Source organism: Bradyrhizobium diazoefficiens USDA 110 (assembly GCF_000011365.1).
Classification (GTDB): domain Bacteria; phylum Pseudomonadota; class Alphaproteobacteria; order Rhizobiales; family Xanthobacteraceae; genus Bradyrhizobium; species Bradyrhizobium diazoefficiens.
In genome coordinates this window covers 4,155,599-4,181,049 of sequence record NC_004463.1, presented here as the reverse complement: position 1 = coordinate 4,181,049, position 25,451 = coordinate 4,155,599, and the positions used below count along the sequence as shown (strand labels likewise).

The 25,451-nt window shown below is 64.4% G+C and carries 29 protein-coding genes; 14 read left to right on the top strand and 15 right to left on the bottom strand.

What is annotated here, in order from left to right; genetic code table 11:
* Positions 1–8: 8 nt before the first annotated feature.
* From BJA_RS18660 to BJA_RS18645, 4 genes are all read right to left on the bottom strand, one after another.
* Positions 9–647 (bottom strand): TerC family protein, encoded by a 639-nt coding sequence (locus tag BJA_RS18660; RefSeq protein WP_011086551.1) that lies wholly within the window; start codon positions 645–647, stop codon positions 9–11.
* Positions 644–1,006 (bottom strand): hypothetical protein, encoded by a 363-nt coding sequence (locus BJA_RS18655; protein WP_038966242.1) that lies wholly within the window; start codon positions 1,004–1,006, stop codon positions 644–646. Before BJA_RS18655 ends, BJA_RS18660 begins: the two co-directional genes overlap by 4 nt.
* A gap of 2 nt (positions 1,007–1,008) precedes the next feature.
* A complete protein-coding gene (locus tag BJA_RS18650) occupies positions 1,009–1,470 on the bottom strand; it encodes a TerB family tellurite resistance protein (RefSeq protein WP_038966241.1) in 462 nt (153 codons plus the stop codon).
* Positions 1,471–1,834: 364 nt separating this feature from the next.
* On the bottom strand, positions 1,835–2,215 hold the full coding sequence (locus tag BJA_RS18645) for a nuclear transport factor 2 family protein (RefSeq protein WP_011086548.1): 381 nt from the start codon (positions 2,213–2,215) through the stop codon (positions 1,835–1,837).
* Between the two features lie 184 nt (positions 2,216–2,399).
* Here BJA_RS18645 and BJA_RS18640 point away from each other — a divergent pair, with 184 nt between their 5' ends.
* From BJA_RS18640 to BJA_RS18620, 4 genes are all read left to right on the top strand, one after another.
* The gene (locus tag BJA_RS18640; RefSeq protein ID WP_038966240.1) at positions 2,400–4,160 is read left to right on the top strand and encodes an MOSC and FAD-binding oxidoreductase domain-containing protein; all 1,761 of its coding nucleotides are present in this window, start codon (positions 2,400–2,402) and stop codon (positions 4,158–4,160) included.
* Positions 4,161–4,396: 236 nt separating this feature from the next.
* On the top strand, positions 4,397–5,224 hold the full coding sequence (locus BJA_RS18630; RefSeq protein ID WP_028170843.1) for a class II glutamine amidotransferase: 828 nt from the start codon (positions 4,397–4,399) through the stop codon (positions 5,222–5,224).
* Between the two features lie 20 nt (positions 5,225–5,244).
* Entirely contained in the window at positions 5,245–6,552 is a 1,308-nt protein-coding gene (locus tag BJA_RS18625) for a carboxylate-amine ligase (protein ID WP_038966248.1), read from the top strand.
* The gene (locus tag BJA_RS18620) at positions 6,549–6,734 is read left to right on the top strand and encodes a hypothetical protein (RefSeq protein ID WP_038966239.1); all 186 of its coding nucleotides are present in this window, start codon (positions 6,549–6,551) and stop codon (positions 6,732–6,734) included. Before BJA_RS18625 ends, BJA_RS18620 begins: the two co-directional genes overlap by 4 nt.
* Here the strand turns inward: BJA_RS18620 and BJA_RS18615 are convergent.
* The gene (locus tag BJA_RS18615; RefSeq protein WP_038966238.1) at positions 6,719–6,922 is read right to left on the bottom strand and encodes a hypothetical protein; all 204 of its coding nucleotides are present in this window, start codon (positions 6,920–6,922) and stop codon (positions 6,719–6,721) included. The two genes, BJA_RS18620 and BJA_RS18615, sit on opposite strands and share 16 nt — an antisense overlap.
* Positions 6,923–7,324: 402 nt before the next feature.
* Between BJA_RS18615 and BJA_RS18610 the strand changes: the two genes are divergently transcribed.
* Positions 7,325–8,464, top strand: coding sequence for a hypothetical protein (locus tag BJA_RS18610; protein WP_011086544.1), 1,140 nt, complete (start codon positions 7,325–7,327; stop codon positions 8,462–8,464).
* 43 nt (positions 8,465–8,507) lie between these two features.
* Here BJA_RS18610 and BJA_RS18605 read toward each other — a convergent pair whose 3' ends face one another.
* The 4 genes from BJA_RS18605 to BJA_RS18595 all read right to left on the bottom strand — a co-directional run bounded on the left by BJA_RS18605 (position 8,508) and on the right by BJA_RS18595 (position 10,333).
* Positions 8,508–9,128, bottom strand: coding sequence for a general stress protein (locus BJA_RS18605; protein WP_011086543.1), 621 nt, complete (start codon positions 9,126–9,128; stop codon positions 8,508–8,510).
* 20 nt (positions 9,129–9,148) lie between these two features.
* Positions 9,149–9,484, bottom strand: coding sequence for a hypothetical protein (locus tag BJA_RS18600; protein WP_011086542.1), 336 nt, complete (start codon positions 9,482–9,484; stop codon positions 9,149–9,151).
* 87 nt (positions 9,485–9,571) lie between these two features.
* The gene (locus BJA_RS42285) at positions 9,572–9,724 is read right to left on the bottom strand and encodes a hypothetical protein (protein WP_053815111.1); all 153 of its coding nucleotides are present in this window, start codon (positions 9,722–9,724) and stop codon (positions 9,572–9,574) included.
* A 159-nt stretch (positions 9,725–9,883) separates the two neighbouring features.
* A complete protein-coding gene (locus BJA_RS18595) occupies positions 9,884–10,333 on the bottom strand; it encodes a hypothetical protein (RefSeq protein WP_049832367.1) in 450 nt (149 codons plus the stop codon).
* Positions 10,334–10,735: 402 nt separating this feature from the next.
* On the opposite strand from BJA_RS18595, the gene BJA_RS18585 reads away from it, so the two are divergent.
* Both BJA_RS18585 and BJA_RS18580 read left to right on the top strand, forming a co-directional pair.
* On the top strand, positions 10,736–11,743 hold the full coding sequence (locus BJA_RS18585) for an alpha/beta fold hydrolase (RefSeq protein ID WP_011086540.1): 1,008 nt from the start codon (positions 10,736–10,738) through the stop codon (positions 11,741–11,743).
* Positions 11,744–11,852: 109 nt separating this feature from the next.
* Positions 11,853–13,148 carry a DUF892 family protein gene (locus BJA_RS18580; RefSeq protein ID WP_011086539.1) on the top strand — a complete coding sequence of 432 codons (1,296 nt, stop codon included), beginning with the start codon at positions 11,853–11,855 and terminating at the stop codon, positions 13,146–13,148.
* Positions 13,149–13,207: 59 nt separating this feature from the next.
* On the opposite strand, the gene gor is transcribed toward BJA_RS18580, so the two are convergent.
* Genes gor through rpiA form a run of 3 tightly spaced genes read right to left on the bottom strand, consistent with a single transcriptional unit; the run spans position 13,208 to position 15,922 of the window.
* On the bottom strand, positions 13,208–14,596 hold the full coding sequence (gor, locus tag BJA_RS18575) for a glutathione-disulfide reductase (RefSeq protein ID WP_011086538.1): 1,389 nt from the start codon (positions 14,594–14,596) through the stop codon (positions 13,208–13,210).
* 46 nt (positions 14,597–14,642) lie between these two features.
* Positions 14,643–15,194: a DUF2059 domain-containing protein gene (locus BJA_RS18570; protein WP_011086537.1), complete on the bottom strand. Its 552-nt coding sequence runs from the start codon at positions 15,192–15,194 to the stop codon at positions 14,643–14,645.
* A gap of 2 nt (positions 15,195–15,196) precedes the next feature.
* Positions 15,197–15,922 carry a ribose-5-phosphate isomerase RpiA gene (gene rpiA, locus BJA_RS18565; RefSeq protein WP_011086536.1) on the bottom strand — a complete coding sequence of 242 codons (726 nt, stop codon included), beginning with the start codon at positions 15,920–15,922 and terminating at the stop codon, positions 15,197–15,199.
* Positions 15,923–16,073: 151 nt separating this feature from the next.
* On the opposite strand from rpiA, the gene BJA_RS18560 reads away from it, so the two are divergent.
* From BJA_RS18560 to BJA_RS18535, 6 genes are all read left to right on the top strand, one after another.
* Complete coding sequence (locus tag BJA_RS18560) at positions 16,074–16,766, top strand: HAD family hydrolase (RefSeq protein WP_011086535.1); 693 nt, start codon at positions 16,074–16,076, stop codon at positions 16,764–16,766.
* A gap of 137 nt (positions 16,767–16,903) precedes the next feature.
* Positions 16,904–17,389, top strand: coding sequence for a hypothetical protein (locus tag BJA_RS18555; protein ID WP_038966227.1), 486 nt, complete (start codon positions 16,904–16,906; stop codon positions 17,387–17,389).
* A gap of 120 nt (positions 17,390–17,509) precedes the next feature.
* Positions 17,510–18,544, top strand: a complete 1,035-nt coding sequence (gene moaA / locus BJA_RS18550; protein WP_011086533.1) for a GTP 3',8-cyclase MoaA — start codon at positions 17,510–17,512, stop codon at positions 18,542–18,544.
* A gap of 293 nt (positions 18,545–18,837) precedes the next feature.
* Positions 18,838–19,377 carry a TRAP transporter small permease subunit gene (locus BJA_RS18545; protein ID WP_011086532.1) on the top strand — a complete coding sequence of 180 codons (540 nt, stop codon included), beginning with the start codon at positions 18,838–18,840 and terminating at the stop codon, positions 19,375–19,377.
* Positions 19,374–20,975 carry a TRAP transporter large permease gene (locus BJA_RS18540; protein WP_011086531.1) on the top strand — a complete coding sequence of 534 codons (1,602 nt, stop codon included), beginning with the start codon at positions 19,374–19,376 and terminating at the stop codon, positions 20,973–20,975. Before BJA_RS18545 ends, BJA_RS18540 begins: the two co-directional genes overlap by 4 nt.
* 121 nt (positions 20,976–21,096) lie before the next feature.
* Positions 21,097–22,383, top strand: coding sequence for a M20/M25/M40 family metallo-hydrolase (locus BJA_RS18535; protein WP_038966226.1), 1,287 nt, complete (start codon positions 21,097–21,099; stop codon positions 22,381–22,383).
* A 39-nt stretch (positions 22,384–22,422) separates the two neighbouring features.
* Here BJA_RS18535 and BJA_RS18530 read toward each other — a convergent pair whose 3' ends face one another.
* Both BJA_RS18530 and BJA_RS18525 read right to left on the bottom strand, forming a co-directional pair.
* A complete protein-coding gene (locus BJA_RS18530; RefSeq protein ID WP_011086529.1) occupies positions 22,423–23,859 on the bottom strand; it encodes a sensor histidine kinase in 1,437 nt (478 codons plus the stop codon).
* A 1-nt stretch (position 23,860) separates the two neighbouring features.
* The gene (locus BJA_RS18525; RefSeq protein ID WP_011086528.1) at positions 23,861–24,535 is read right to left on the bottom strand and encodes a response regulator transcription factor; all 675 of its coding nucleotides are present in this window, start codon (positions 24,533–24,535) and stop codon (positions 23,861–23,863) included.
* A gap of 380 nt (positions 24,536–24,915) precedes the next feature.
* On the opposite strand from BJA_RS18525, the gene BJA_RS18520 reads away from it, so the two are divergent.
* Entirely contained in the window at positions 24,916–25,152 is a 237-nt protein-coding gene (locus BJA_RS18520; protein ID WP_038966237.1) for a hypothetical protein, read from the top strand.
* Between the two features lie 36 nt (positions 25,153–25,188).
* Here the strand turns inward: BJA_RS18520 and BJA_RS18515 are convergent, their stop codons facing one another.
* Positions 25,189–25,356: a hypothetical protein gene (locus BJA_RS18515; RefSeq protein ID WP_158516564.1), complete on the bottom strand. Its 168-nt coding sequence runs from the start codon at positions 25,354–25,356 to the stop codon at positions 25,189–25,191.
* Between the last annotated feature and the right edge of the window lie 95 nt (positions 25,357–25,451).

The window sequence follows — 25,451 nt, the reverse complement described above, 5'->3', positions numbered from 1 at the left end:
ATTCGGCCTCAGAGACTCGCGATGACCGGCGCGAGCTCGAGCGAGCCGCGATAGATCATCTCGAAGGCGACGTAAACGATGATGGCGAGGCCGACATAGGCGATCCAGCGCTGCTTCTGGAGCACGCGGCCGAGCAGATCGGCGGCCACACCCATCATCGCGACCGACAGCAGCAGGCCGAAGGCCAGGATGTAGGGATGCTCGCGCGCCGCGCCCGCGACCGCGAGCACGTTGTCGAGCGACATCGAGACGTCGGCCGCGACGATCTGCAGGGCGGCCTGGCCGAAGGTCTTGCGCGGTGCCGATGCCGCGCTTCCGCCGCCGCCATGGCTGAACGCAAGCCCGCTTCCATGCGCGGCCTGCTCGCGCAGTTCGCGCCACATCTTCCAGCACACCCAGAGCAGCAGCACGCCGCCGGCGAGCAGGAGGCCGATCACCTGCAAGATCTGGGTCGCGACGCCGGCAAAGGCGATCCGGAGCGCAGTCGCCGCGACAATACCGACGACGATGGCGCGCCGGCGCTGCTCGGCCGGCAGCCCGGCAGCGGCAAGGCCGATGACGACGGCGTTGTCGCCGGCGAGCACGAGGTCGATCAGGACGACCTGAAGCAGCGCGGTCAGCGCGTCGGCGGTGATGAATTCAATCATGATTGATCATTCTTCGATGCGGACGGTTCGAGCCATTGCGGCTTGCGGCGTTCGATCCAGTCGAACACCTTCGACCGGGACGAGCGCAGCGCCGGCACGTCCTCGGCAAGCAGCGCGAGGCCGAGCGGTAGCATCCAGATGCCGAGCACCGGCAGGATGGAGAGCACGCCGCCGACGACGAGCAGCGCGCCCGAGGGGATTCTCACCCAGCGGCTGGACGGCTTGAGCAGATAGGTGACGGTGTCGCCCACGCGCGGCGGCAGGCGATGGACGAGCCTGTCGAGGCGCGGGTCACCGCCGGCCATCTGGCCCGTGGTGCCCTTGGTTCGGGTCGTATGCTCGTCCGATGCCGCGCTCATGCTCACTCCTTTGGGATGGGGCCTGCCGCACCCGGTCCGACCTGCTTGGCGCGCGGCAACACCAGCGTCAGCAGCCGCAGCAGCTTGATCGCCTGCACCTCATGGGGATGCACGTCCTCGTCCGCGGCCGCAACGCGCTCCGACAGCTCCATCAGATGGGACGAGAGCGACATGTTCGAGACCGGGCGCAGCGTGTCGATCACCACATTGGCAAAGTCGGGCTCCTCGAGCCGTTCCGCCAGCTCGTCGAACATCGCGAACAATCGGTCGTCGCCGATATGCGGCGCCAGTCCGCGATCCCTGATGAAACGGATCACCTCGTCGCGCTCGACCGGCGAGACGCGCCGGTCGGCCACCGCGACAAGCGCACCGGCGATGATCAGCGCCGCCGCTGCCTGCTCGTTGAGGCTGGACGGTTCGGCAATCTCGAGTTCGATCGGGTTTGAGTATTTGGCGTCAGACATCGATGCTCCTCAACGTTGCGAAATGGCCGCGCGGAGCTGCGATGGGGACGATTGGGTCGGAGGGAACAGAGAAGACCCGACGATCGGCCGATCCATCGCATTCGCGCGGGACAGGTCATCCGACATCACGAGGTTTGCCGACATTCGTCGGCGGCCTCGCCAGAGGGGCCCGGATTCTTGTTCGCCTCAGACATAAAGATGGGTCTGTCGGAATCAAGGCGATGAGACTGCGACCAGCCGCCGCATCGGTTCCGTGTTGCCATGTTTGGTTAAGCAGTGGTGCGCATGTCCAGGACGCGCTGCATCCCCACCGTCATTGCTTCGCTGCGCTCGCAATGACGGAGTGTGGGCACGGGCACCGCTCCTACCTCACGACCTCAACCAAATGCGCACGCGAGGGTGATGGATCGAACCGGTCGCCGAAATATTGCGTTTCGTGCGCCACCAGTCCGTCGCGGAATTCCATGATGCTCACGACGTAGGACGGCACGCCGTCATAAGTCAGCACGAACTCGCTCACCCAGAGATCGCCGCCGCCGATGATCCGCCGAACCGAGAAGCGCTTCTTGTTCGGCTGCACGAGGCGGCTCTCCTGAATGTTCCTCCGGCCGTGGATGCGCTCGCTCGATTGGGGATAGTCGAGCACCGCGTCGTCGCGATAGATGGCGTGCTCGGCCTCGAAATCGTTCGCGTCCGAAGCGTCCCAATGGCGCTGGAGCGCCGCCAATCTGGCTCGATCGTCCATCTCGACCTCCGATCCCGAATGAAACCGCCTCCCGCCGCCTTGATCTGATGACGCAGAACTCCGGCGGCAAGGGTTCCCTTGCAACGTCTAACAACGGCTAACGAGCTAACAGTTCGAATTGGATGCAGATTAGCGTGCAGGCGACCCGTCGGATCGGGTCGCACCTCAGGGTCGGGAAACCGTGATGGCACGTCTGCTTTCCGTCAATGTCGGCCTGCCGCGCGACGTCGCCTGGCAAGGCAAGACCGTCCATACCGGCATCTGGAAGGCCCCCGTCGAAGGGCCGCGCAGGGTGCGCAGGCTCAACATCGACGGCGACGGCCAGGGCGATACGGCCGGCCATGGCGGCGAACAGCGCGCCGTCTTCGTCTACCAGGACGAGTCCTATCGGTACTGGCAGGAACATCTGGGACGACCGGATCTCGTTCATGGTCAATTCGGCGAGAACTTCACCGTCGAAGGCCTTGCCGACACCAACGTGTGCATTGGAGACCGCTACAGGATCGGCTCCGCCCTGTTCGAGGTGACGCAGCCGCGCGTCACCTGCTACCGGCTGGGCATTCGCATGGACGAGCCGGACATGCCCGCACTGCTCGTTAGGCACGGCCGGCCCGGCTTCTATTTTCGCGTGATCGAGGAAGGCGACGTGGAGGCCGGTGACGAGATCACGCTTCTCGCCAACGGTCCCGAAAGCATGAGCGTGTTCGAGATCAACGCGCTGCTTTACCTGCCCCCTCACCCGCGCGACCGCCTAGAGCGCGCGCTGCGGATTCCGGCGCTGAGCCGCGGCTGGAATCGTTCCTTCGCATCGCTGCTCGAGCAGCAGCGCACAAGCAAGATTGCCGCAGGAAACGCCGGGCTCGGCCCGGCGGCGAGCCCACCTCCTGCCTGGCGCGGTTTTCGTCCGTTTCGCGTCTCGCGCAAGATCGCCGAAAGCGGCACCGTGACGTCACTGATCCTCGAACCCACGGACGGGCATCGCGCGGCCCCCGCCCTGCCCGGTCAATTTGTCGTCGTGCGGCTCGGGCCCTCTGAGGCACAGGCGATGACGCGCAGCTACTCGCTGTCGAGCCGCTCCGATGCCCCGCCCTACCGCATCAGCATCAAGCGGGAAGCGCACGGCGCGGCCTCCCTCTATATCGCCGACAGTCTCCGAGTTGGCGACGTCGTCGAAGTCGGTGCGCCACGCGGCAGCTTCACGCTCCGGCAGGATGCGCGGCCCGTCGTCTTGCTCAGCGCGGGCATCGGCGTGACGCCGGTGCTCGCCATGCTCCACGCGCTCGTCGCGGAAGGGTCGACGCGAGACGTCTGGTGGCTGCACGGCGCGCGCAACGGCCGCGAGCATGCGTTCGCCGCCGAGACGCGCGGGCTGTTGGCCGGACTCGCTCACTATCACAGCCACGTCTGCTTCAGCGCACCCGATCCGGCCGATCGTCCGGGAGCGGATTTCGACAGCGCCGGACATCTGGATCAGCACCTGATCGAACGGCTCAACATGCCGCGCGACGGCGATTTCTATCTCTGCGGGCCGGCCGCTTTCATGAGCGATCTCACGGCCGGCCTGGCCGCATTGGGCGTCGCGCCCGATCGCATCCACACCGAGCTGTTCGGCGCGAGGCCATCGCTGACGCCCGGCATCGCGGCTTCGCCGCGGACACCCGCGCATGCGCCGGTCGGAGCACCCGGCCCGGGCCCGATGGTGTCATTCGCGCGCAGCGGCCTCAATGTCCGCTGGGGACCATCCTATGCCAGCCTGCTCGAGCTGGCCGAAGCGTGCGACGTCCCGGTGCGCTGGTCGTGCCGGACCGGGGTTTGCCACAACTGCGAGAGCGGGCTCGTGGCCGGAGAAGTCAGCTACGCGCCCGATCCGCTCGACCCGCCCGCGGACGGCAATGTCCTGATCTGCTGCTCGCAACCGAAGGCAGATGTCGTGATCGATCTTTGACCGGCTTCGACACACCCTCGCCAAACCATGGAGCGATTCAAATGCGGCTCAAGGCGCTCTGGGATCAGGGCCGCAAGGAGCATTTCTATCCGTATGGCAAGGCTCCGTCCAAGGTACTCGACGAGCAGGATTAGACACAGGCGGGTGTCGCGCGGTCGCCGCGGCCTCTGTCGGGAACACAAACGCCGTCGGGTTTGTTGGTGCACCTCAAGAATAACCCCTCGACTGGAACCTGCATGTGCCGCTGGATCGCATACCGGGGCGAGACCACCTCGTTCGAACCTTACGTCACCGAGCCCGAGCATTCGCTGATCGCGCAGAGCATCCGCTCGCTCCAGTCCACCGCGGGTTCGAATGGCGACGGCTTCGGGCTCGGCTGGTACGGCGAGCATCCGGAGCCCGGCCTCTACCGTGAGACGCGCCCGGCCTGGTCGGATGAAAACCTGCGCTATCTCTGCCGCCATCTGCGCTCGCATCTCTTCTTCGCTCATGTCCGCGCCGCCACCGGCACGGCGGTGACGCGGCAGAATTGCCATCCCTTCGCCTGCGGCCAATGGATGTTCATGCACAACGGATTCGTCGGCAGCTGGAACCGGCTGCGGCGCAAGGTCGAGGCGCTGATCCCGGATGCGTATTATCCGTCGCGATTGGGGACGACCGACTCCGAAGCCGTTTTCCTCGCCATCATGGGCGCCGGCCTCGACAACGATCCGCTTCGAGCAACGCAGGCCGTGTTGCAATCGCTCGTCGGTCTCGTCAACGAAGGCCAGCTTCGCGAGCGGCTGCGCTTCACCAGCGCGATCGCCAACGGGAGGGATCTCTATGCGTTTCGCGTCGCGGTCAACGATGCCGCCAACACGCTCTATTTCCGCGAGGCCGGCGGCCAGGTCGTCGTCGTGTCCGAGCCGTTCGACAAGGAATCGGACTGGACGGAAGTGCCGCCGAATCACGCCCTGATCGCGCGCGCGTCCGAAAGCGCGAAAATTGTTCCGTTCGACCTTGCAATTTCCAGTGGGGCTGACGCGGAACCCGCCCCCGTCAGGAGGATTATTTCCCGCAGGTAATGCCTTCGCCGGGTGGCACGATGACATTTGCTTCGGACGTCTTGAAATTGCTGCGTCTCGATTCCTCCGACGACAAGCAGCACCTCGTCATTCGCTCGGCCGGCGGCCGTGGCAAGGCGGCTGAATATTCATTCGGCATCGAGGAGGAATACTTCCTCGCCGATCGGCGCAGCCTGGACGTCGCGATCCAGACGCCCAACGAGCTGTTCGAGTCGGCGAACTGGTCGACCGGCGGCCAGGCCATGCGAGAGATGCTGCAATCCCAGCTCGAGGTCGCCACCAACGTTCACGTCGACGTCAACGACGCGCGTGAAGAGCTGCGCTTTCTCCGCCGCGAAGTCGCGAACGTTGCCGCCCAGTACGGCTTCGTGATCATGGCCTGCGGCACCCATCCGACCGCCGTCTGGCGCATGTCGCAACCGAGCCCGAAGCCGCGCTACGAGGAGATGATCGAGGATCTGCGCAGCATCGGCCACCGCAACATGATGTGCGGCATGCATGTGCACGTCCAGCTGCCCGATCCCGAGAAGCGCATGGCGGTGATGCGGGCGATGCTGCCGCACCTGCCGCTGTTTATCGCGCTGTCGGCGTCCTCCCCGTTCTGGAACTCGCACAAGACGGGCCTGAAGGGCTACCGCCTGGCGGCCTATTCCGAGCTGCCGCGCACCGGCCTGCCCGAACTGTTCGAGAGCAGGCATGATTACGACGAGTATGTCGGCGCATTGCAGCGCTCCGGCGTGATCCCTGACGAGAGTCACATCTGGTGGGCGATGCGCCCTTCCATGAAGCATCCGACCCTCGAGCTTCGCGCGCCCGACACCTGCACCTTCGTCGACGACGCCGTTGCCATCGCCTCGCTCTATCGCTGCCTGACGCGACATCTGTATCGGCGGCCTCATCTGTCGAAAACCGTCACGGTCGTCGAGCGCGCGATCGCCGTCGAGAACAAATGGCGCGCCCAGCGCTACGGCACCGATTGCATCTTTGCCTCGAAGGACGGGCCAATCACCATCTCGGAGCTGCTCTCCCGCCTGATCGACGACATCGTCGAGGACGCGGATGCGCTGAATTGCGCGGCCGAGGTCGAGCATTGCCGTACCATCGTGGAACGTGGCAGCTCGGCGGAATTCCAGCTTCGCGCCTACCGTGAAAACGGCAACGACATCGCAGCCGTGTCACGCTGGATCGCTGCATCGACGATATCAGGACGAGCGCTCCGGTCGGACGCACCGCGTCTGCGCCGACATAGCGCCCGCGCAAGCTTTGGGAACGATAACGGCATTCCGGAATTTGCCGTGTCTCGTGCAGTGTCTTGGAGAAAAGCATGACCGACATCACCTGTTGCGCCGGCTGCGGCCACGGCCTGGTGCCCATCCTGTCCGAGAAGGGCGCGACGGAATCGAGCTGCTTCTGGTGCGAAGGTGTCGATGCCCGAACGATGGACATGGCGAAGTGGGCGGACAGCCCCTCCGGCAAGCCCGAGCGCGCCGCGCTTCAGTCGTTCGAATGAGCGGCTTCGGACGTCTTACGGAATTCCTGTCCCTCGGTGCTGCAATGCCTTCCGGCTTGCAGGATCACCATGCTGAGCAGGTGAGCCAGGAATGAAAGTCCGGCCGTGTGCGCGATCTCGCGCAGCTCGGTACAGATCTCCGCAATGTAGCGGGCGGCCTCCTGCGGCCTTGCGTAGCCGTCTTGCATGGAAACTCCCGGGTTAGAGCCGGACGAGACCTGCTGCCTCGGTCGAAAGGCAACCTAGGACGCCTAATCCCGCCGAGCCGAATGCGTTCCGCGGTTGCGCCCGGGAGCAGCCATGCCCTGCACGCTGCCCGTCAGGGCTTGCCGACAAATTAGACAGTTTGCGTCACGTTCGCGAGATCGCGAGGTTCGGCAGGACGGTCGGGCAATCCCGCTCAACGCGCGGTCTAACCTTCGGCGGAACCACTGGATTTTCTGCTGTCCGGTCTCGCCATCCCGACCCGCGGTGGCCATTTGCTGCCCTGCAACCGAACTGGCCCAAAATTCGCAAAGCCGCATCAGGCCCCAAGTCCCCGCCCTCGCCACCAGGGCAGCCGGGACGAGCGGATCAGATCGGAGAATGCCATGAACGTGCATGCTGCGGGCGATCTCAAATTCACCGGCCTCACCCGTCCGAATGGCACGCCCCTTCGTCTGAACGATCAGGACTTCGTCGCGATCGACCGCGACAGGAATGCGAAGTTTGAGGCGACCTACCGGCCGCAAGCCCTCTACAATCGCGCCAACGAGGGCTTTCACGCCAACAACGAAACCTTCCTCCTGCACGAGGTCGCGACCAATCTGCCGATCTACCGCCCGGACACCGGCCCCACCGATTTCCATCTTCATCTTCCGCCGGGCGGCTTTCAGCTCGTGCTGGTCACCTCGGGCGCATTCACCTTCGACTACGACGGACGCTTCTACAGTGTCGGCCCGGGCGCTGTGATGCTGCAAAGCGCGATCGTGCACCGCCAGCTCTTCTACACCTGGTCGGGCCTGTCGACCGAAGAGAACTTGAAGACGCCGCAGACGGTGGTGCCCGATCCGATCTCGATGGGCTATTCGGGCAAATTCCTCGAAGCCTTCATCACCGATCCCACCACCTTTCCGAACCCGACCATCGTCGGTCCGAGCCAGATCAACGAGGCCGAGACGCCGCGTGTGGCCTGGAGCCATCCTCTGCATGATCGTCCCGCCGATGCAGGCTTCTGGCTTCAGGACCCGTTGGCGCTGGATGCGCTGTTCAAGCCGCTCACCGATGGCTCGGTCAAATCGGCCATGCCGGTCCATGTGCGTGATATCGGCATCGAGGTGCCGAGTGGGCATCTCGTCACCGGCCACATCATCGCAACCGACCCGCCCGGTCAGTCGCTGCTGCCGAAGAGCACGTCGGCAACAGCGGACGGCACCTCGTTTGCCAAGGGCGAGGTCGTGATCTATCGCGTCATCCGCGGCACGGCCGAATTCAAGAACAAGTCCGGCGAGACCTTTGAGCTCTCTGCCGGCGACGTGGTGACGGCCGGCAAGAGCTCGATCAACCTCATTGGCGTCGGTGAGAACACCCAGGTCCTCCGGCTCGGCCTGCTCAAGGGCATGAACGACCTTCGCAGCTGGACGGCGACGCAGCGCGACGAGATCGACGGCCTGGCCGGTCAGATCATCACGCACAAGGACATCCGTCCCCTGCGCACCGAAGGCAAGCCGGTCGGGTATCTGTACGCGTAGTGCCAAAAAAACGGCCCGCCGGAGCGGGCCGTCGAGATCTCATTTAGCGCAATGATCCCCCGTAGAGCTTTCGCTCCTTGCGAACCTCTTCGGCGCCGTAAGGCTTGCTGGCAGGATCGAACGATTTCCATCCGGCCTTTTGCCAGCTGGCACTGCGGTCACGTAAATTGACGGAAGACTCGTTCAGGATTGAGTCAAAGCGGGACCGATCCGCGTCCGCCACCCGCGCCGACACGAGCGTGCCTCCGCGACGGACGCCCTCGGCGTAGGTGTCCGCATCCTCACGCGAAATGCCGGCCTCCGTGAGCGCCCCGACGATCCCGCCGGTAGCTGCTCCGGCGGCGGCACCAACCGCGGTCGCGGCCAGCCAGCCAGCTGCGACCACAGGTCCGAGGCCGGGAATTGCCAGCAAGCCAAGGCCGGCAAGAAGGCCAGCGGTACCACCGACGCCCGCACCGATGCCGGCACCCGTACCGGCTCCCTCGGCACGATCATCGACACCATCCCGGTCGCGATCTACCTTCTTGTCGGTGTTAAACCAGCTGTCCGAATTGTTGGCGACGATGCTGATGTCCGAGTGCGGCACGCCGGCAGCTTCGAGACGCTGAACCGCCTGCTGCGCGGTGTTATAGTTGTCGTAAAGACGAGAAATTGTAACGGTCATCTTGAGTCCTTCTTGCTTGCTTACTTGGCCGAATTGACGTTACCTTGAAAATCGACGCTGACCGCGGTGGCTGATCCACCCTTGCTGGCCTGTCCGCGCCACACGCCCTTGTCGTCCTTCTTCAATTCGGTGACGTTGGCGTAGCCGGCATCCTCGATCTTCGATTTGGCCTGTCCTTCGGTGAAGCTGTTGCGCCCCGCGACAGGAGCGTCGGAGTTGTTTTGGCCGGCAGTGTTGACCGCGCCGTTGTTAGGTCCGGACTGCGCCGGCGGAGTCTGCGCCGAAGCCGACGTCGCCGCCAATGCCGCGGCCGCTGTGAATAAAGAAATGCAAATGTAGAGTGATGGGCGTCTCATGATTGTCTCCAGTGTCTAAGGAGTGAGCCAAACCCCCATGGGTGCTTTGGTTCCTAAGCTCTTCGCCCGGGGACGTCGGCTTCGAGATCAAGCGCTGAAGAACATCATCCCCGTGACCGCCATGATGAGAATGGCAAGTCCCATACTCACGCCCAGCAGCATCAGCACGCTCGGACCGAGCTCGCCCTGGCGCGCTTCGAGCGCAGTCTCGACGATGCGTCCGCTCTTGTCCTTGTCCATGTCATTTGGTCCTGCATTTGAAGGGATCGGCTTGACCGTTTGCTGCGCTGGCATGACGCGCTTTGCCTTTGCCGAAATCCCGCGTCACCGGATTCAAGCGGCGCGGTCGCGCTTCTCAGTCATGAAAGTCGTTGCCGTGCGTCGGGAGAGTGGACGAGATCAGGCCTGCGCGCTTTGCGGCGGAGGTCGCGAGACCGGTGGCGTCTCGCCGTCGAGCCAATCCGGCGTGTCCGCGAGAGCGAGCCAAGCATCGCCCATGCGCCTGAACTGATTGCGCGCCATGTCGTCGGGAGCGGTGCCTTCCAGGGCCAGGCAGTGTCCGGCGTTCTCCCGAAGATGCTCGGACCGGTTCGATTGGAGATCCGTGCTGCTCGCGGGATCCGCAGAGGTCTGCCAGGCGTTCCGGCACACCGGGCACCGCCACTGATTGACGAGCTTCCCGGTGGGCAAATAGGTCGAGTGCACGGGAGTCACCACGAGCCGCCCGCAAGCGGTACAGCCGTTCGTCCCTTGCGACGGCGGCAATTGGCCGCTGTCCTGAATCACCTTCGTGCTCCAGCGACGTTCGAGCTTACGGCAAAGATGCAGAGGATAAAGCAAGACGTTCATCGCGCGCCTCCGGTTTGTGGCGGGAGCGCGGCAGCGTCTCTCGGTCACTGGCGCCTGTCGTGTCTGTGCCAGCGATATGCTGGATATGGTGTCTCACACGACATTCACCAGAGCGCGATCCTGAGAAACCGCTCTTGGCGGCGGCCTGCTTGCCGCATCGATTGGGGTTAGGAACATATCTCCACGCCTCCTGTTGCATCTCCACGACATGACCCGTGAATGCGCATGCCGCATGGAATCTGGCCATGGTGCCCTCCGTTGGCACGGCATAGGCAACGTCCAGGTCGATACGGTTCCGGATCCCAGGAGCGCATCATCAAGATCGCGATGAGACCAGGACGTTAATCCGGAAGCGTCCCTTCCTATTCTCCAACAGCTGGCCGCGGTCAGCGAAAGTGTCACATGCGCATACTGAAAAAGCGTTCGCCGTCTTTGGCGGCGACGACCCTTCATGCTCTTGCGGAATATCCGTTCGCCTCCGCGCTCATCGCAGCAGCCGGCCTGATGGCGGCCGCCGCGGTCGTCAATCGGCGGCTTGCCGACAAGGCACAACGCGACAACCCGCCACAAGGACGGTTCATCGACATCGACGGCGTTCGCCTGCACTATGTCGAGCGCGGATCCGGACGCCCTTTGGTCCTGCTCCATGGCAACGGCAGCATGATCCAGGATTTCGAGTCGAGCGGCTTGATCGACCTCGCCGCGAAGGACTATCGCGTCATCGTGTTCGACCGTCCCGGCTTCGGCCACAGCCTGCGGCCCCGCAATGTGGTGTGGACGCCTGCGGCGCAAGCCGATCTCTTCAAGGACGCGCTTGCGCATATCGGCGTCGAAAAGGCGATCGTGCTCGGACATTCCTGGGGAGCGTCGGTTGCGATCGCCCTGGCGAGCAGACATCCCTCGACGGTCGAGGCCTTGATACTGGCATCGGGCTATTATTTCCCGACCGCCCGCACCGATGCCATGATGGCGATAGCCGGGCCGGCGATACCGGGATTCGGCGATATCCTCAGTCACACGATTTCGCCAATCCTCAGCCGCCTGATGTGGCCGGCGATGCTGCGACAGCTGTTCGGACCGAAATCCGTCCCGCAAAAATTCGACGGCTTCCCTAAATCACTGGCCGTGCGTCCCTCGCAGCTTCGTGCCGGCGCCGCCGAGGCGGCGCTGATGATCCCTGCGGCAATGCTGTCGGCGAAGACCTACGGCGAACTGGCCATGCCGGTCACCATCCTGGCCGGCGAAGACGATCGCCTCATCGACATCGACGAGCAGTCGGGCCGTCTGCATGACGAGATCAAGCACAGCAAGATGCATCGCGTCCCCGACGCGGGTCACATGATCCAGCAGTCGAACACGGCCGATCTGATGGCCGCGGTCGAGGAAGCCGCGGCCGGAACGTTGCACTGAGCACTCACATCGCATCGAGGGGCTCTGGTCGCGGTACGATTCCGAATTAGGAACGTCCACTGTTGCGCCCGGTTGGCCCCGACTTCTCCTGCGAAGCAAAGGTCTTTCCATGTACCACCACGTCAAGAAGCTCATGTTCACAGTTCGCGTCGACGAGCCCGATTCCCGGTTCGGCAACATGCTGCTGGAACAGTTCGGCGGCGCTAACGGCGAGCTCGCCGCCGCCATGCAATACTCCATTCAAGGTCTCAATTGCGAAGATCCGGACCGCAAGGATCTCCTGATGGATATCGGAACCGAGGAATTGAGCCACCTCGAAGTCGTCGGATCGCTTGCGCGCCTGCACTTGAAGCCGCTGAAATTCGATCGCGAAGCGGCGGAAGCCGATCCCCTGATCGCGATCGCCGGAGGCGGTGGCGTCGGCCTGTTCAACTCGCAGGGCAACGCCTGGACCGCCGACTACCTCAAAATCACCGGCGAACTCGACGTCGACCTGCGCAGCAACATCGCTGCGGAGGCCCGCGCCAAGATAGTCTACGAACGGCTGATCAATTTCTGCGACGACGCGGGCACCAAGGACGCCTTGCAGTTCCTGATGACGCGGGAGATCACCCACATGAAGGCGTTCTCGCGCGCGCTGGAAAGCATGAACAAGCCCGCGTTCAGCATCGGCCGCATCGCGCCGACGCCCGGCCTCGTGGACCAGTTCTTCAACGATTCGACGGGATCCGGCGACAACGGTGAAATCGACACGCGCGGTCCCTGGAATGAGGGCGAAGACTGGGAGTTCATGGAATCCCCGGCGCTCCAGAGCGGCGAGCCCGGCACGGCGCCTTCGATCATAGCCGAGAGTTCGCCGTCTGAGCCGGTCATCGGCCTTGACGACCTGCTGATCGACCAGCTGCGGGACCTTCTCCATGCTGAGAAGCAACTGACCAAGGCGCTGCCCCAGATGATCGAGGCTGCACGCTACGATCAGCTCGGCGAGCTGTTCACCGTTCATTTGGCCGAAACCGAAGCGCAGATCGAACGTCTCGACGAGTGCTTCGAGCTGCTCGGCAAGAAGCCGCGCGCCAAGGCCTGCAAGGGTATGCAGGGACTTGTCGAGGAAGGCGACGAAGTGATCAAGGAGGGCGCCAGGAAGGACGATGCCGCCGCGGATCTCGCCCTGATCGGCGCCGCACAGCGTGTCGAGCATTACGAAATTGCCGGCTACACGACTGCCCGCAACCTGGCGCAGCAGTTGCGTCACAGCGCCGTCGTCGCGCTTCTATCGAAGAATCTCGCCGAGGAGGAAAACGCGGATCAGTTGCTCAACCAGGTCGCGCGTTCGTTGATGTCGGTTGCGAAAATGCCCGCCGCCATCGAGCAGAGCTTCGCCGACGATGCGAGCACCGCAGGCTAGACCGGCGTCGCAGCATCGACAACGTCAAGGCGGCCCCCGCCCAGGGCCGCCCAACGCCGCTATTCGGCCGCCTGACGCACGTGGCGCGCGGTCGGGGTGCGCATGGTGACGAGCTCTTCGGCCGCGGTCGGATGCAGCGCGATGGTCGCGTCGAAATCGGCCTTGGTCGCCTTCATCTTCACCGCGATCGCGACCGCCTGGGTGATCTCGGCGGCGGCGTCACCGACGATGTGGCAGCCGAGCACGCGGTCGGACGTGCCATCGACGACGAGCTTCATGAGCACGCGGGTATCGCGGCCTGACATCGTCGCCTTGATGGGGCGGAAGGTCGTCTTGTAGATGTCGACGTGACTGAACTGCGCGCGCGCTTCGGTCTCGGTCAGACCGACGGTGCCAACCTCCGGCTGCGAGAACACTGCAGTCGGGATATAGGCATGATCCACCCTCACCTCGCGCTTGCCGAACACGGTGTCGGCGAACGCATGACCCTCGCGGATCGCGACCGGCGTCAGGTTGTGGCGATGGGTGACGTCGCCGATCGCATAGATGCTGTCGACCGAGCTCTTCGAGAAATGGTCGACCGCGATGCCGCCGTTCTTCGGATTGATGGCGACGCAGGCCTTCTCCAGGCCGAGATTGGCGACGGAAGGATGACGGCCGATCGCGAACATCACCTGGTCGGAAGCCACGCTCGAGCCGTTCGACAGATGGGTGGTGAATTCCTCGCCATGGCGATCGACCTTCGCCACCGTGCAACCGGTGAGAATGGTGATGCCCTGCTTCTCCATCTCGCTGCGAACGTGAGTGCGAACGTCTTCGTCAAAGCCGCGCAAAATGTTGTCGCCGCGATAGATCACGGTGACGTCGGAGCCGTAGCCCGCGAAGATGCCGGCGAATTCCAGCGCGATGTAGCCGCCGCCCTGGATCACGATCCGCTTCGGCAGCGTCTTGAGGTGAAACGCCTCGTTGGAGGAGATCACGTGCTCGATGCCGGGGATCGAGGCGCCATGGTTGGGCGCGCCGCCGGTGGCGATCAAAATGTATCTTGCTGTAATCTTCCTGTCGTTCTCGAGCAGGCGGACGGTGTGCTTGTCCTCGATCACCGCACGGCTCTTGACGATCTGCGCGCCCGACTTCTCGACATTCGTCGTGTAGGCCGCCTCCAGCCGCGCGATCTCCTTGTCCTTGTTGGCGATCAGCGTCGCCCAGTCGAAGCTCATGGACGGGATGGTCCAGCCGAATCCGGCGGCGTCCTCGATCTCGTGACGGACATGCGAGCCGATCACGAACAGCTTCTTCGGCACGCAGCCGCGGATCACGCAGGTGCCGCCCATGCGGTACTCTTCCGCGATCATGACGCGGGCGCCGTGGCCAGCCGCGATGCGGGCGGCACGCACGCCGCCCGAACCACCACCGATGACAAAGAGGTCGACGTCGAATTCAGCCATTGTCCACTCCGACCTCTTTCAGGAACTCCCTATGAGATAGGTACTGTCAGATTTCCTTGCCACGCTTGCGCATCTCGGCGCGGAAGGCGCCCATCACGGTCTCGGAGAAGTTCTGGGCCCAGGAGTTCATGAAGGCCATGCTGAGGCCGATGGCGCGCGGCTCGGCGTCGATCAGCTTCTTGCCCAGCGGCGACTTGTAGAAGGTGACGAGGTCCTTCAGCTCCTGCTCGGTGAACTCGCTGGCATAGATCTGCGCCATGCCTTCGCCGATCTCGTTCTGGCGGCCGTTGAGCTGCTGGGCGACGACCCCTGCCACCTCGTTGAGATCCTTCTGATAGTTCAGGTTCTGCTGGATCAGCGCGATCTTGGTCTTCTCGACCAGGCCGGGCACGGCGCCTTGATACATCGCCGTCGCGTTCTTGATTTGCAGAATTTCCTTGGCCGCCGCAACCGCCGCCGGCGAGGCTTTCGGCTGAGCCGGCGCCGCGGCGGCCTTGGGCTGGGCCGGCGCCGGCTGCTGCGCCATGGCCGGGGCAGCCGAGAGGGCCAGTCCCGCAGCGAGGGTCGCGGCCGGCAAGAATTTCAAAACGCTCTTCATTCCTAGTCTCCTTTCGGCTTTCGCCGTTCAATCACGCGAATTCCCTCGCCACCCGCCAGAACAGCCGAGCTGGCCAAGCCGATGAACAACCCATGCTCGACCACGCCGGGGATGGCGCTCAACGCCTTGGCGAGGCTGGGCGGATCCACGATCCGTCCGAGCTGGGCATCGAGGATCCAGTGGCCGCCATCGGTGACGAAAACGTGGCCATCCTTGTCCCCACCCTTGGCCTTGCGGACCGCCATTTGCCCGGAAACGCCGCACTGCGCAAATGCCGTCTCGATCGCCCGGCGCGTCGCCCCGAGCCCGAACGGGATGACCTCGATCGGCAGCGGAAAGCGGCCGAGCGTCGGCACCCATTTGGTGTCGTCGGCAATCACGATCATGCGATCCGATGCGGCCGCCACGATCTTCTCGCGCAGCAGCGCGCCGCCACCGCCCTTGATCAGGTTGAGCTCGGGATCGATCTCGTCGGCGCCGTCAACGGTGATGTCGAGATGATCGATCTCGTCGAGCGTGGTCAGCGGCACGCCGCAGCGCGTCGCATCGAGGCGCGTCGCCTCGGAGGTCGGCACGCCGATCACCTTGAGTCCGGCCGCGACGCGCTCGCCGAGCAGCTCGACGAAATGCTTGGCGGTCGAGCCGGTGCCGAGCCCGAGTTGCATGCCGTCACGCACCTCCTCGAGGGCGCGCGCCGCAGCCTGCCGCTTCAACTGGTCCATGTTCACGATGCGCCCGCCCCTGAATTGAGAGTGTGCCGCCGATAGGTTGCTTGCGGCGGCCTATGTAGCCTCGTTTTCCGCGCGGGAACAGGCCTATAAGCTGATCTTATGGCATCGCCCCTTGCGCCGGCACGGCCGGACCGATAGCGCTTGGACCATGACCTCCCCTCACACCATCGTCTTCGATCTCGACGGCACGCTCGTGGATACGGCGCCCGACCTGATCACCGCGTTGAACTACGTGCTCGACCGCGAAGGCCTGCCGCCCGTGCCGATGCAGTCAGCCCGCAACATGATCGGCGCCGGCGCCCGCAAGCTGATCGAGCGGGGCCTGGAGGCCGAGGGCCGCATCGTCACGCCTTCGGACATGGACCGGATGACGGCGGATTTCATCGCCTATTACGCCGAGCATATCGCGGTCGAATCCCGGCCTTTCGAAGGGCTCGAGACCGCGCTCGACCATTTTGCGGCGCAGGGCCATCGCCTGGCGGTCTGCACCAACAAGCTGGAATGGCTGTCCAAGCGCCTGCTGGACCAGCTCGACCTCAGCCGCCGCTTCGCGGCGATCTGCGGCGCCGACACCTTTGGCGTCCAGAAGCCCGATCCGGCCATTTTCCGGGAAACGGTGGCCCGCGCCGGCGGCGAGGTCAAAGCCAGCATCATGGTCGGCGACGCCGGAACCGATGTCGGGGTAGCCCGGCGCGCCGGGGTGCCCGTGATCGGGGTCAGCTTCGGCTACACGGACGTGCCGATCGCCGAGCTGAAGCCGGACCGGCTGATCCATCACATGCGTGACCTGCCGGCCGCAGCCACCAGCCTGATGACGCCGCTGGGTTCGGCAAGGTCCTGAAATCTCAGCAAAAAGCGAAGATACCCCCGCGTTAACCAACTATTAACTATGCGCGGCGCGCCGGTTGCCTGCCCTCAGCGACGTCCCTAAGGTCCGCCCGGGATGTGGCGGTTCGTCGCAGTAGAAGTGGGTGGTTGATGCGTCGTGTGATCGCGATTGCGCTAGCGGGAGCGAGCCTCCTGGGGGCAACAAGTCTTGGTGGCTGCTCCTCGATGTCCTGGGACATGTTCAAATCGGCGCCCCCGACCGTTCAGGTCCGGCTCGAATCCAATCCCCCGGGGGCTGATGCCTCGACCTCGCTCGGTCCGGGCTGCAAGACCCCCTGCTCGGTCTCGGTTCCCGCCCCGGACGCGCCGTTCACGGTCGCCTTCGCGCTGCCCAAGTACCAGCCGGCGAGCGTCCCGGTGAACATCATCAAGAACCCCGGCGATCTCACCACGCCCGCCTCGGTCACCACCGATCCGAATCCGGTGTTTGCGGAACTCCAGCCGGCGGTGCCGCCCAAGCCGGTGAGGAAAGCGCACCGGCCGAAGAAGCCGAAACCGGTCGCAGCCGCGCCCGCGGCCGCCGAACCGGCCGCCGCCGGCTCGCCATTTCCCGATCCGAACGCGGGCAAGCGCTGATCCAAGGGCTGAGTTACGTATACCACCCGATTGTCCTAGCCGCGTCCGATGCTTAGATTGCATTCAGAGCACCGTTGAAGCAAAGGTGCGCCCGTCGCCGTAAGTGACAAGGCATTTGGTATGAACGGATCTTCCGCGAACCCCCGCGCAGCGCTGTCCAGCGCCATGACCGATCCGTTCGGGCGGACCATCAGCTATTTGCGCGTTTCCGTCACGGATCGCTGCGACCTGCGCTGTTTCTACTGCATGTCGGAAGACATGACGTTCCTGCCCAAGGCGGACCTGTTGACGCTGGAGGAGCTCGACCGGCTCTGCTCGGCCTTCATCGCCAAGGGCGTGAAGAAGCTGCGACTCACCGGCGGCGAGCCGCTGGTCCGCCGCAACGTGATGACGCTGGTGCGCTCGCTGTCGCGCCATCTGTCGAGCGGCGCCCTGAGCGAGCTGACGCTGACCACCAACGGCACGCAACTGGCAAAGTATGCCAGGGAGCTCGCCGATTGCGGCGTCCGCCGCATCAACGTCTCGCTCGACACGCTCGATCCCAAGAAGTTTCGCGAGATCACCCGCTGGGGCGAGATCGACAAGGTACTGGAAGGCATCGAGGCTGCGCGTGCCGCGGGGCTCGCCGTGAAGATCAACGCGGTGGCGCTGAAGAACCTCAACGAGGACGAGCTGCCTTCACTGATGCGCTGGGCCCACGGCAAGAACATGGGCCTGACGCTGATCGAGGTCATGCCGATGGGCGAGATCGGCGCAGGCCGGATCGACCAGTATCTGCCGCTGTCGCTGGTGCGCGCGCGCCTCGCCCAGCAATTCACGCTGATGGACCTGGCCGAGAGCACCGGCGGGCCGGCGCGCTATGTCAGCGTCGCCGAAACCGGCGGCAAGCTCGGCTTCATCACGCCGATGACCCATAATTTCTGCGAATCCTGCAACCGGGTGCGCATCACCTGCACCGGTACGCTGCACACCTGCCTCGGCCACGAGGATGCCTCCGATTTGCGCAAACCTCTGCGTGCATCGGACGACGACATGCTGCTTGCGGATGCGATCGACCGCGCCATCGGGCTGAAGCCCAAGGGCCACGATTTCATCATCGACCGCCGCCACAACCGCCCCAGCGTCTCCAGGCACATGAGCGTCACCGGCGGCTGAGGATCGGCCCCGCTCCGCTAACCTAAGCTTTTGACGGCGCGTCAATTTGTCCATTTTCCAATTGACGGCACGTGACGCCACTGATTTGGTGCGACCGCCTTTGCTTGCCCGGCAACAATAAGCCGGCCCGCCCGTTGGCGGTCGCGGTCAAGACAGCAAGGCGCGAGGGGAGGACTGACGCCGCAATCGCTCCGGGATACAATCCGTGCGGTCGTGTGCATCTTGCACGCGAGCCGAGCGATGCGTGCTGAAGCCTTCCGTGAAGTGTAAGGCCGCGACGGAGAGAAAGTAAGATGCGTCCATTGCTGGCGCTGAGCAACGCCATCGACGCCCTCAACGAAAAGATTGGGTACGTCTGTAACCTGCTCGTGCTCCTGGCGTGCCTGGTCAGCGCGGCCAACGCCATGATCCGCTACGCCTTCAACGACTCGTCGAACGGCTGGCTCGAGCTGCAATGGTACATGTTCGCCATCCTCGTGATGTTCGGCTCGGCCTACACCTTCAAGCGCAATGAGCATGTGCGGGTCGAGATCTTCTACCTGACCCTGTCCGAGCGGGGCCAGCTCTGGCTCGACATGATCGGCACGCTGTTCTTCCTGATCCCCTCCTGTCTCCTGCTCGCCTATCTGTCCTGGCCGTTCTTCATGCAGGCCTATAGCGTCGGCGAGACGTCTGCCAATGCCGGCGGCCTGATCCGCTGGCCGATCAAGTTCGTGATCCCCGCCGGCTTCGTGATGCTGGCGCTCCAGGGTGTTTCCGAGGTCATCAAGCGTATCGCGGCTCTCCAGGGCTATGTGACGATCGACGCCAAGTACGAGAGGCCGACCCAATGATTACGCTGGAGATGATGCCGCCGTTGATGTTCGGCGGCCTGGTTCTGGCGATGCTGATCGGCTTCCCCGTCGCCTTCACGCTGGCGGCCGTCGGCCTTTCCTTCGGCTTCCTCGCCATCCATCTCGGCTTCTTCGATCTCAACTTCCTTCAGGCGATTCCCGGGCGCGTGTTCGGCAGCGTGCTCTCCAACGAGCTGCTGCTCGCGATCCCGTTCTTCACCTTCATGGGCGCCATATTGGAGAGATGCGGGCTGGCCGAGGACATGCTGGATTCGATGGGCCAGCTGTTCGGCCCGATCCGCGGCGGCCTCGGCTATTCGGTCATCATCGTCGGCTTCATCCTCGGCGCCATCACCGGCACGGTGGCCGCGCAGGTGATCGCCATGGCGCTGATCTCGATGCCGGTGATGATCCGCTACGGCTACAACATGCGCTACATCACCGGCGTGCTCGCCGCCTCCGGCACGATCACGCAGCTGGTGCCGCCATCGCTGGTGCTGATCGTGCTCGCCGACCAGCTCGGCAAGTCGGTCGGTGACATGTATCTCGGCGCCTGGGGCCCCTCGGTGTTCCAGATCATGCTGTTCGCCGGCTACACGTTCATCCTCGGCCTGATCAAGCCGGGCCACGTGCCGCCGGTGCCGAAGGAGGCGCGCACGCTGACCGGCTGGCCGCTGTGGAAGAAGTGCCTGATGGGGATCATCCCCTCGGCCGTGCTGATCTTCGTCGTGCTCGGCACCATGATGATGGGCCTTGCCACGCCGACCGAAGCCGGCGCGATGGGTGCCGTCGGCGCCATCGTGCTCGCCGCGATCCACCACAAGGACTTCACCTCGACCGACCGCAAGATCCTGATAACAGGCGTGATCGCCGCCGGCGTCGGCACCATCGTCGCGATGATGATGAGCGAGAACCTGATCTTCAAGCTCGCCTTCGCCCTTACCTATCTGGCGGTGGCGTGGATCTGCATCCGGGCCGCGCGCATCCCCGACCTGCGCGACCTGATCACGCAGGGCTACCAGTCCACCATGCGCCTCACCTGCATGGTCACCTTCATCCTGATCGGCTCGACCTGCTTCTCCGTGGTGTTCCTCGGCGTCTCCGGCGGCGTCTGGCTCGAGCACCTCCTGACCTCGCTGCCCGGCGGCGTCTGGGGCTTCCTGATCTTCATCAACCTCTTCATCTTCTTCCTGGCCTTCTTCCTCGACTTCTTCGAGATCGCCTTCATCATCCTGCCGATGATCGCGCCGATCGCGCAGAAGATCCTCGCCCCCGTGGTGGGACCGGACGCGGCGCTGATCTGGTTCGGCGTGATGCTCTGCGTGAACATGCAGACCTCGTTCCTGCATCCGCCGTTCGGCTTTGCGCTGTTCTACCTGCGCGGCGTGGCGCCGAAGGAAGTGAAGAGCTCCGACATCTACTGGGGCGCGATGCCCTGGATCGGCCTCCAGCTGATCATGGTGATGCTCGTGATCATCTTCCCGATCACCGTGACGGGCCTGCTCGACAAGCCTCTCAACGTCGATCTCGACAAGGTCAAGATCGAGGTGCCGCAGATCGAGCTGCCGCCGCTGGATCTCGGACCGCCGCAGAAGTAGCGGCCATGACCATCGCCGTCATGTTCCGCCTCGGCGGTTCATGACGCGCGCGTCCGCGCACGTGACACGCGCCGCAAACACGGGCATACCGGGCCATCCTCCAACTGATGGACCGCCGCGCATGTCCCGATCGCACCCTGCTCCGTCGTTCACTCCCTTGATCGCATCGCTCTGGCTGGCATGTGCCGCAACGTTTGCGCATGCGGAACCGATGACCGATGTCCATGCATTGGCGCAAAAGGAGCAGCAGCCGCTGCTCGACACGCTGCGCGATCTCGTCGGCATCGAATCGGGCAGCAAGGACGTCGACGGCCTGGAAAAGATTGCCGAGCGCGTTGCCGGCCAGCTCAAGCAGCTCGGCGGCACAGTGGAGATTTTGCACCCCACCGACATCTATCGCCTCGACGACACGCCCGAGACAATCGGCCCGGCCGTGCACGCCGTGTTCAAGGGCACCGGCAGCAAGAAGATCATGCTGATCGCCCACATGGACACGGTGTACCTGAAGGGCATGCTGAAGGACCAACCGTTCCGCGTCGACGGTGACAAGGCCTACGGCCTCGGCATTGCCGACGACAAGCAGGGCGTCGCGCTCATTCTCCATACCGTGGCGATGCTCCAGAAACTCAACTTCAAGGATTACGGCACGCTCACGGTGCTCACCAATGGGGACGAGGAGATCTCCTCGCCCGGCTGGCGCAGCACCATCGCCAAATTCGCCGCGGATCAGGACGTGGTGTTCTCGTTCGAAGGCGGCGGCACCGACGGCACGCTGCGCCTCGCCACCAGTGGCATCGGCTCGGCCTATCTCACGGTGCAGGGCAAGTCCTCGCACGCGGGCGCGCGGCCCGAGGGCGGCGTCAACGCGCTGTACGAGCTCTCGCACCAGGTGCTGCAGATGAAGGACCTGTCCAAGCCAGAGCAGGGCCTGAAGCTGAACTGGACGGTCTCCAAGGCCGGCACCAACCGCAACGTCATCCCAGCCGACGCCACGGCCCAGGCCGATGCGCGTGCGCTCAAGGTCGCCGATTTCGACGAGTTGCAGAAGGCGCTGCAGGAGAAGATCAAGAATCGCCTGCTGCCCGACTCCAGGGTCGAGCTGAAATTCGAGGTGCGTCGTCCGCCGTTGGAAGCCAACGACGCCTCGCGCCGCGTCGCGGCCTACGGCAAGACGATCTATGGGGAGATCGGACTGTCCCTCAAGGTCGACGAGAAGGCGACCGGCGGCGGCACCGACGCCGCGTTTGCCGCGCTCAAGACCAGCGGAGCCGTGGTGGAAGGCATGGGCCTGTCGGGCTTCGGCGCGCACTCCAACGATGCCGAATATGTGCAGATCAACAGCATCGTGCCGCGGCTTTATCTGGCCACGCGCATGATCATGGACCTGTCCACGGGTAAGCTGAAATAGCGGCCGCCCTAAAGTGGACGCCGATGCAAAGCATCGGCGTTATGAGGACGGCGGCCGAAGGCCGCCTATGCCACCCTCTCCCACATCCGCCTTCGCCAAGGCTTCGGCGGATATGAGGGGAGAGGGGCCGCCTGCCCTCTCCGCCAGCCGAAACCGCAGCGTGAACTCCGCGCCGCCACCGGGAAGGTTCTCCACCGCCACCGTCGCGTCATGGTCCTCCGCCACGCCGCGCACGATCGAGAGCCCCAGACCGGCGCCGTCGCTGCGCTGGCGGTCGGCTCGCCAGAAGCGCTGGAAGATCAGCTCGCGCTCGGCGTCCGCGATGCCGGGACCGCAATCGCGCACGCGCACTACACCGTCGTCACCGACCTCGACATCGACGGACGTATCCTTTGCGGTGAACTTGATGGCGTTTTCGGCGAGGTTGAAGATCGCGCGCTGAAGCATCTCGGAATTGCCGTGGACCATCACCGGCGCGTCGGTGCCCCTGAGTGCGATGTCCTTGTGCTGGGCGAGCGCGAACGGCGCGATCGCGCCGACCACCTCGGTGCAGACGGCGCGCAGGTCGGCGGTCTCGCCGGGATCGAGCACCAGCGTGTCGAGCTCGGCGATCTCCAGCAGCTGGGCGACGATGCGGCTCATGCCCTCGATGTCGGCATGCAGCGCCTGCCTTGCCTCGCGGTCGCCGAGCGTCTCGATCCGCGTGCGCAGGATCGCAAGCGGCGTGCGCAATTGATGCGCGGCATCCGCGGTGAACTGGCGTTGCACGCGAAAGCCGTCCTCGAGGCGATCGAGCGCCTGGTTCACGGCGGTGACGAGCGGCATGATCTCGCGCGGGATCTGCTCCGTCGGCAAGCGGATGTCGGTGCGCGCCGGGCCGATATTGCTGGCCTCCTCCGAGGCCTTCCACAGCGGCGCGACCGCACGGCGGAAGATGATGATGTCGGTCGCGAGCAGGATCAGCAGGATCGGGATGGTGATCCACCCGACCCGCCGGAAGAAGTTCGAGATGATGTCGTCGATGATGACGTCGCGGTGCGAAAGATCCTCGGCGACGCGGATGCGCACCGTCCTGCCCTCGATCACGCGGCTCACGCCGGCACCGGAAATCGTCTCGGACAAGCGCGGCGGGGCGGTATCGCCGGTCTTTCGCCGCGACGAGAACAGCACGCGTCCCTCGGAATCGCGAATGTCGTACTGGTAGCGGCCATAGGCTTCCGAATAGAGGCCCTTCAGACTGTCGGGCAGATTGAAGGTCAACGTGCCGTCCGCCTGCGGGACGATGCGCTCGGCGAGCACCTCGGCCTGGGCGCGCATGGCATCGCGATGCAGCTGGTCGACCTCCGAGTTGAGCAGCCAGAACAGCACCAGCGGCAGGAAGATCGCGACCACCGCGACCGCCACGATGTGGAGGAACACGATGCGCGAGATCAGCGATTTGAACGTCGGCCTGGTGAATGACCGGGCGGCGGACACGCTATTTCTCCTCGGCCATGAGATAGCCGACGCCGCGGATGGTGTGGATCACGACCTTGGCGCCGTGTTCGGTGAGCTGCTTGCGCAGCCGCGAGACGTAGACCTCGACGGCGTTGGAGGCGACCTCGCCTTCGAGGCCGAAGATGTGATCCTCGACGTTCTTCTTCGGCACCACCCGCCCCTGCCGGCGCAGCAGGATCTCGAGCACCGAGGCCTCGCGCGCGGAGATGATCCGCGGCTGGTCGTCGATGAAGATCTGGCGGCTCTCGGTGTCGTAGACGAGGTTGGCCAATCGCAGCGAGCGGCCGAGCAGCTGGCCCGGCCGGCGCAGGATCGCCTCCAGCCGCGCCACCAGTTCCTCCATCGCGAACGGCTTTGCGAGATAGTCGTCGGCGCCGCTGCGCAGGCCGTTGACGCGATCCTGCAAGCCGCCGCGCGCGGTCAGCACCAGCACCGGCAGCGGCTCCATCTGCCGGCGCAGCTCGCGCAGCACCGACAGGCCGTCGCCGTCGGGAAGGCCGAGGTCGAGGATCATCGCGGCATAGCTGACGCTGCCGACCGCCTCGCGCGCCTCGGCCGCGCTGCTCACGATGTCGCTCTCGTAGCCGGCCGCCGACAGCCCGGCGGCCACCAGCCGCGACAGCTCGGCATTGTCTTCGACGATCAGAAGGCGCATCTCAGTCCCGCCGGATGTTCCGGTGTCATCTCACGGCCAAGGTTACGGCCAGGGCCGCATCATCGCTCTCTTCCACCATTCCGGACGCCTCGGCCAGCGAAAAAACACGCGGCGGGCCTTCCTGTCAGGCTCACGTAAGCCGATCAGATGTGTCCTGATAAAGCCGCGATGCCGGCCGGTGGAGCGCAACGAGACGGCATTGCCGCTTACAGGCCTCCGACGGTCATCCACCACACACCGGGTAGGATCGGATTCCAAACCCGAGCCCACCGCCGGTGAGCGCCTGATCCCGATGATATGGATCAGTTACTATCCAGGACTTGTTTGCTAATTTGCCGGATATGGGCAAATTTCTGTTCCAGGACGGAGGGACAAGCTTCATGAGCAGGCCGGTCAAGACTGAAGGCGAACTGATCGCAATGGCGAGGGCCGAGTTGAAGGTCCACGCCGACTGCCCCGATGGAATGGCGATTTCCATCGTTCGCGATGGCACCTCCTGGGAGTTTCGCGCCGACGCGGATCAGGCCACGTCCGATCGACCCGGCTACCCCGAATGTGTCGCCATGCTGGTCCAGATCGGCGATCACCTCAGCAAGCAGTATGACATCGGGGATTAGACCGACCTCGACGCTTCGAACATGCGCGTAGCGACTTCAGAACGCGCGCTCGATCACCAGCGTCAGACCAGCTGCGAATCCCATCACGACAAGCAGCGGAACTGCCGTTTCAAAGAACGGCAGCGCCATCCATCGGTGCGACTGCCCGTGGCTGATCCTGACCTGGCTCTCAAAACGCGGCACGGACCCCGGCTCCGCGACCATCGCCTGCTTCAGCTGATTTGTCCCGACGCATCAGGCTGTTGGCAGCATCCACGGAGCCTCTTGCCATGTCCCCTCGTCTATTGAGCATGGGCCGT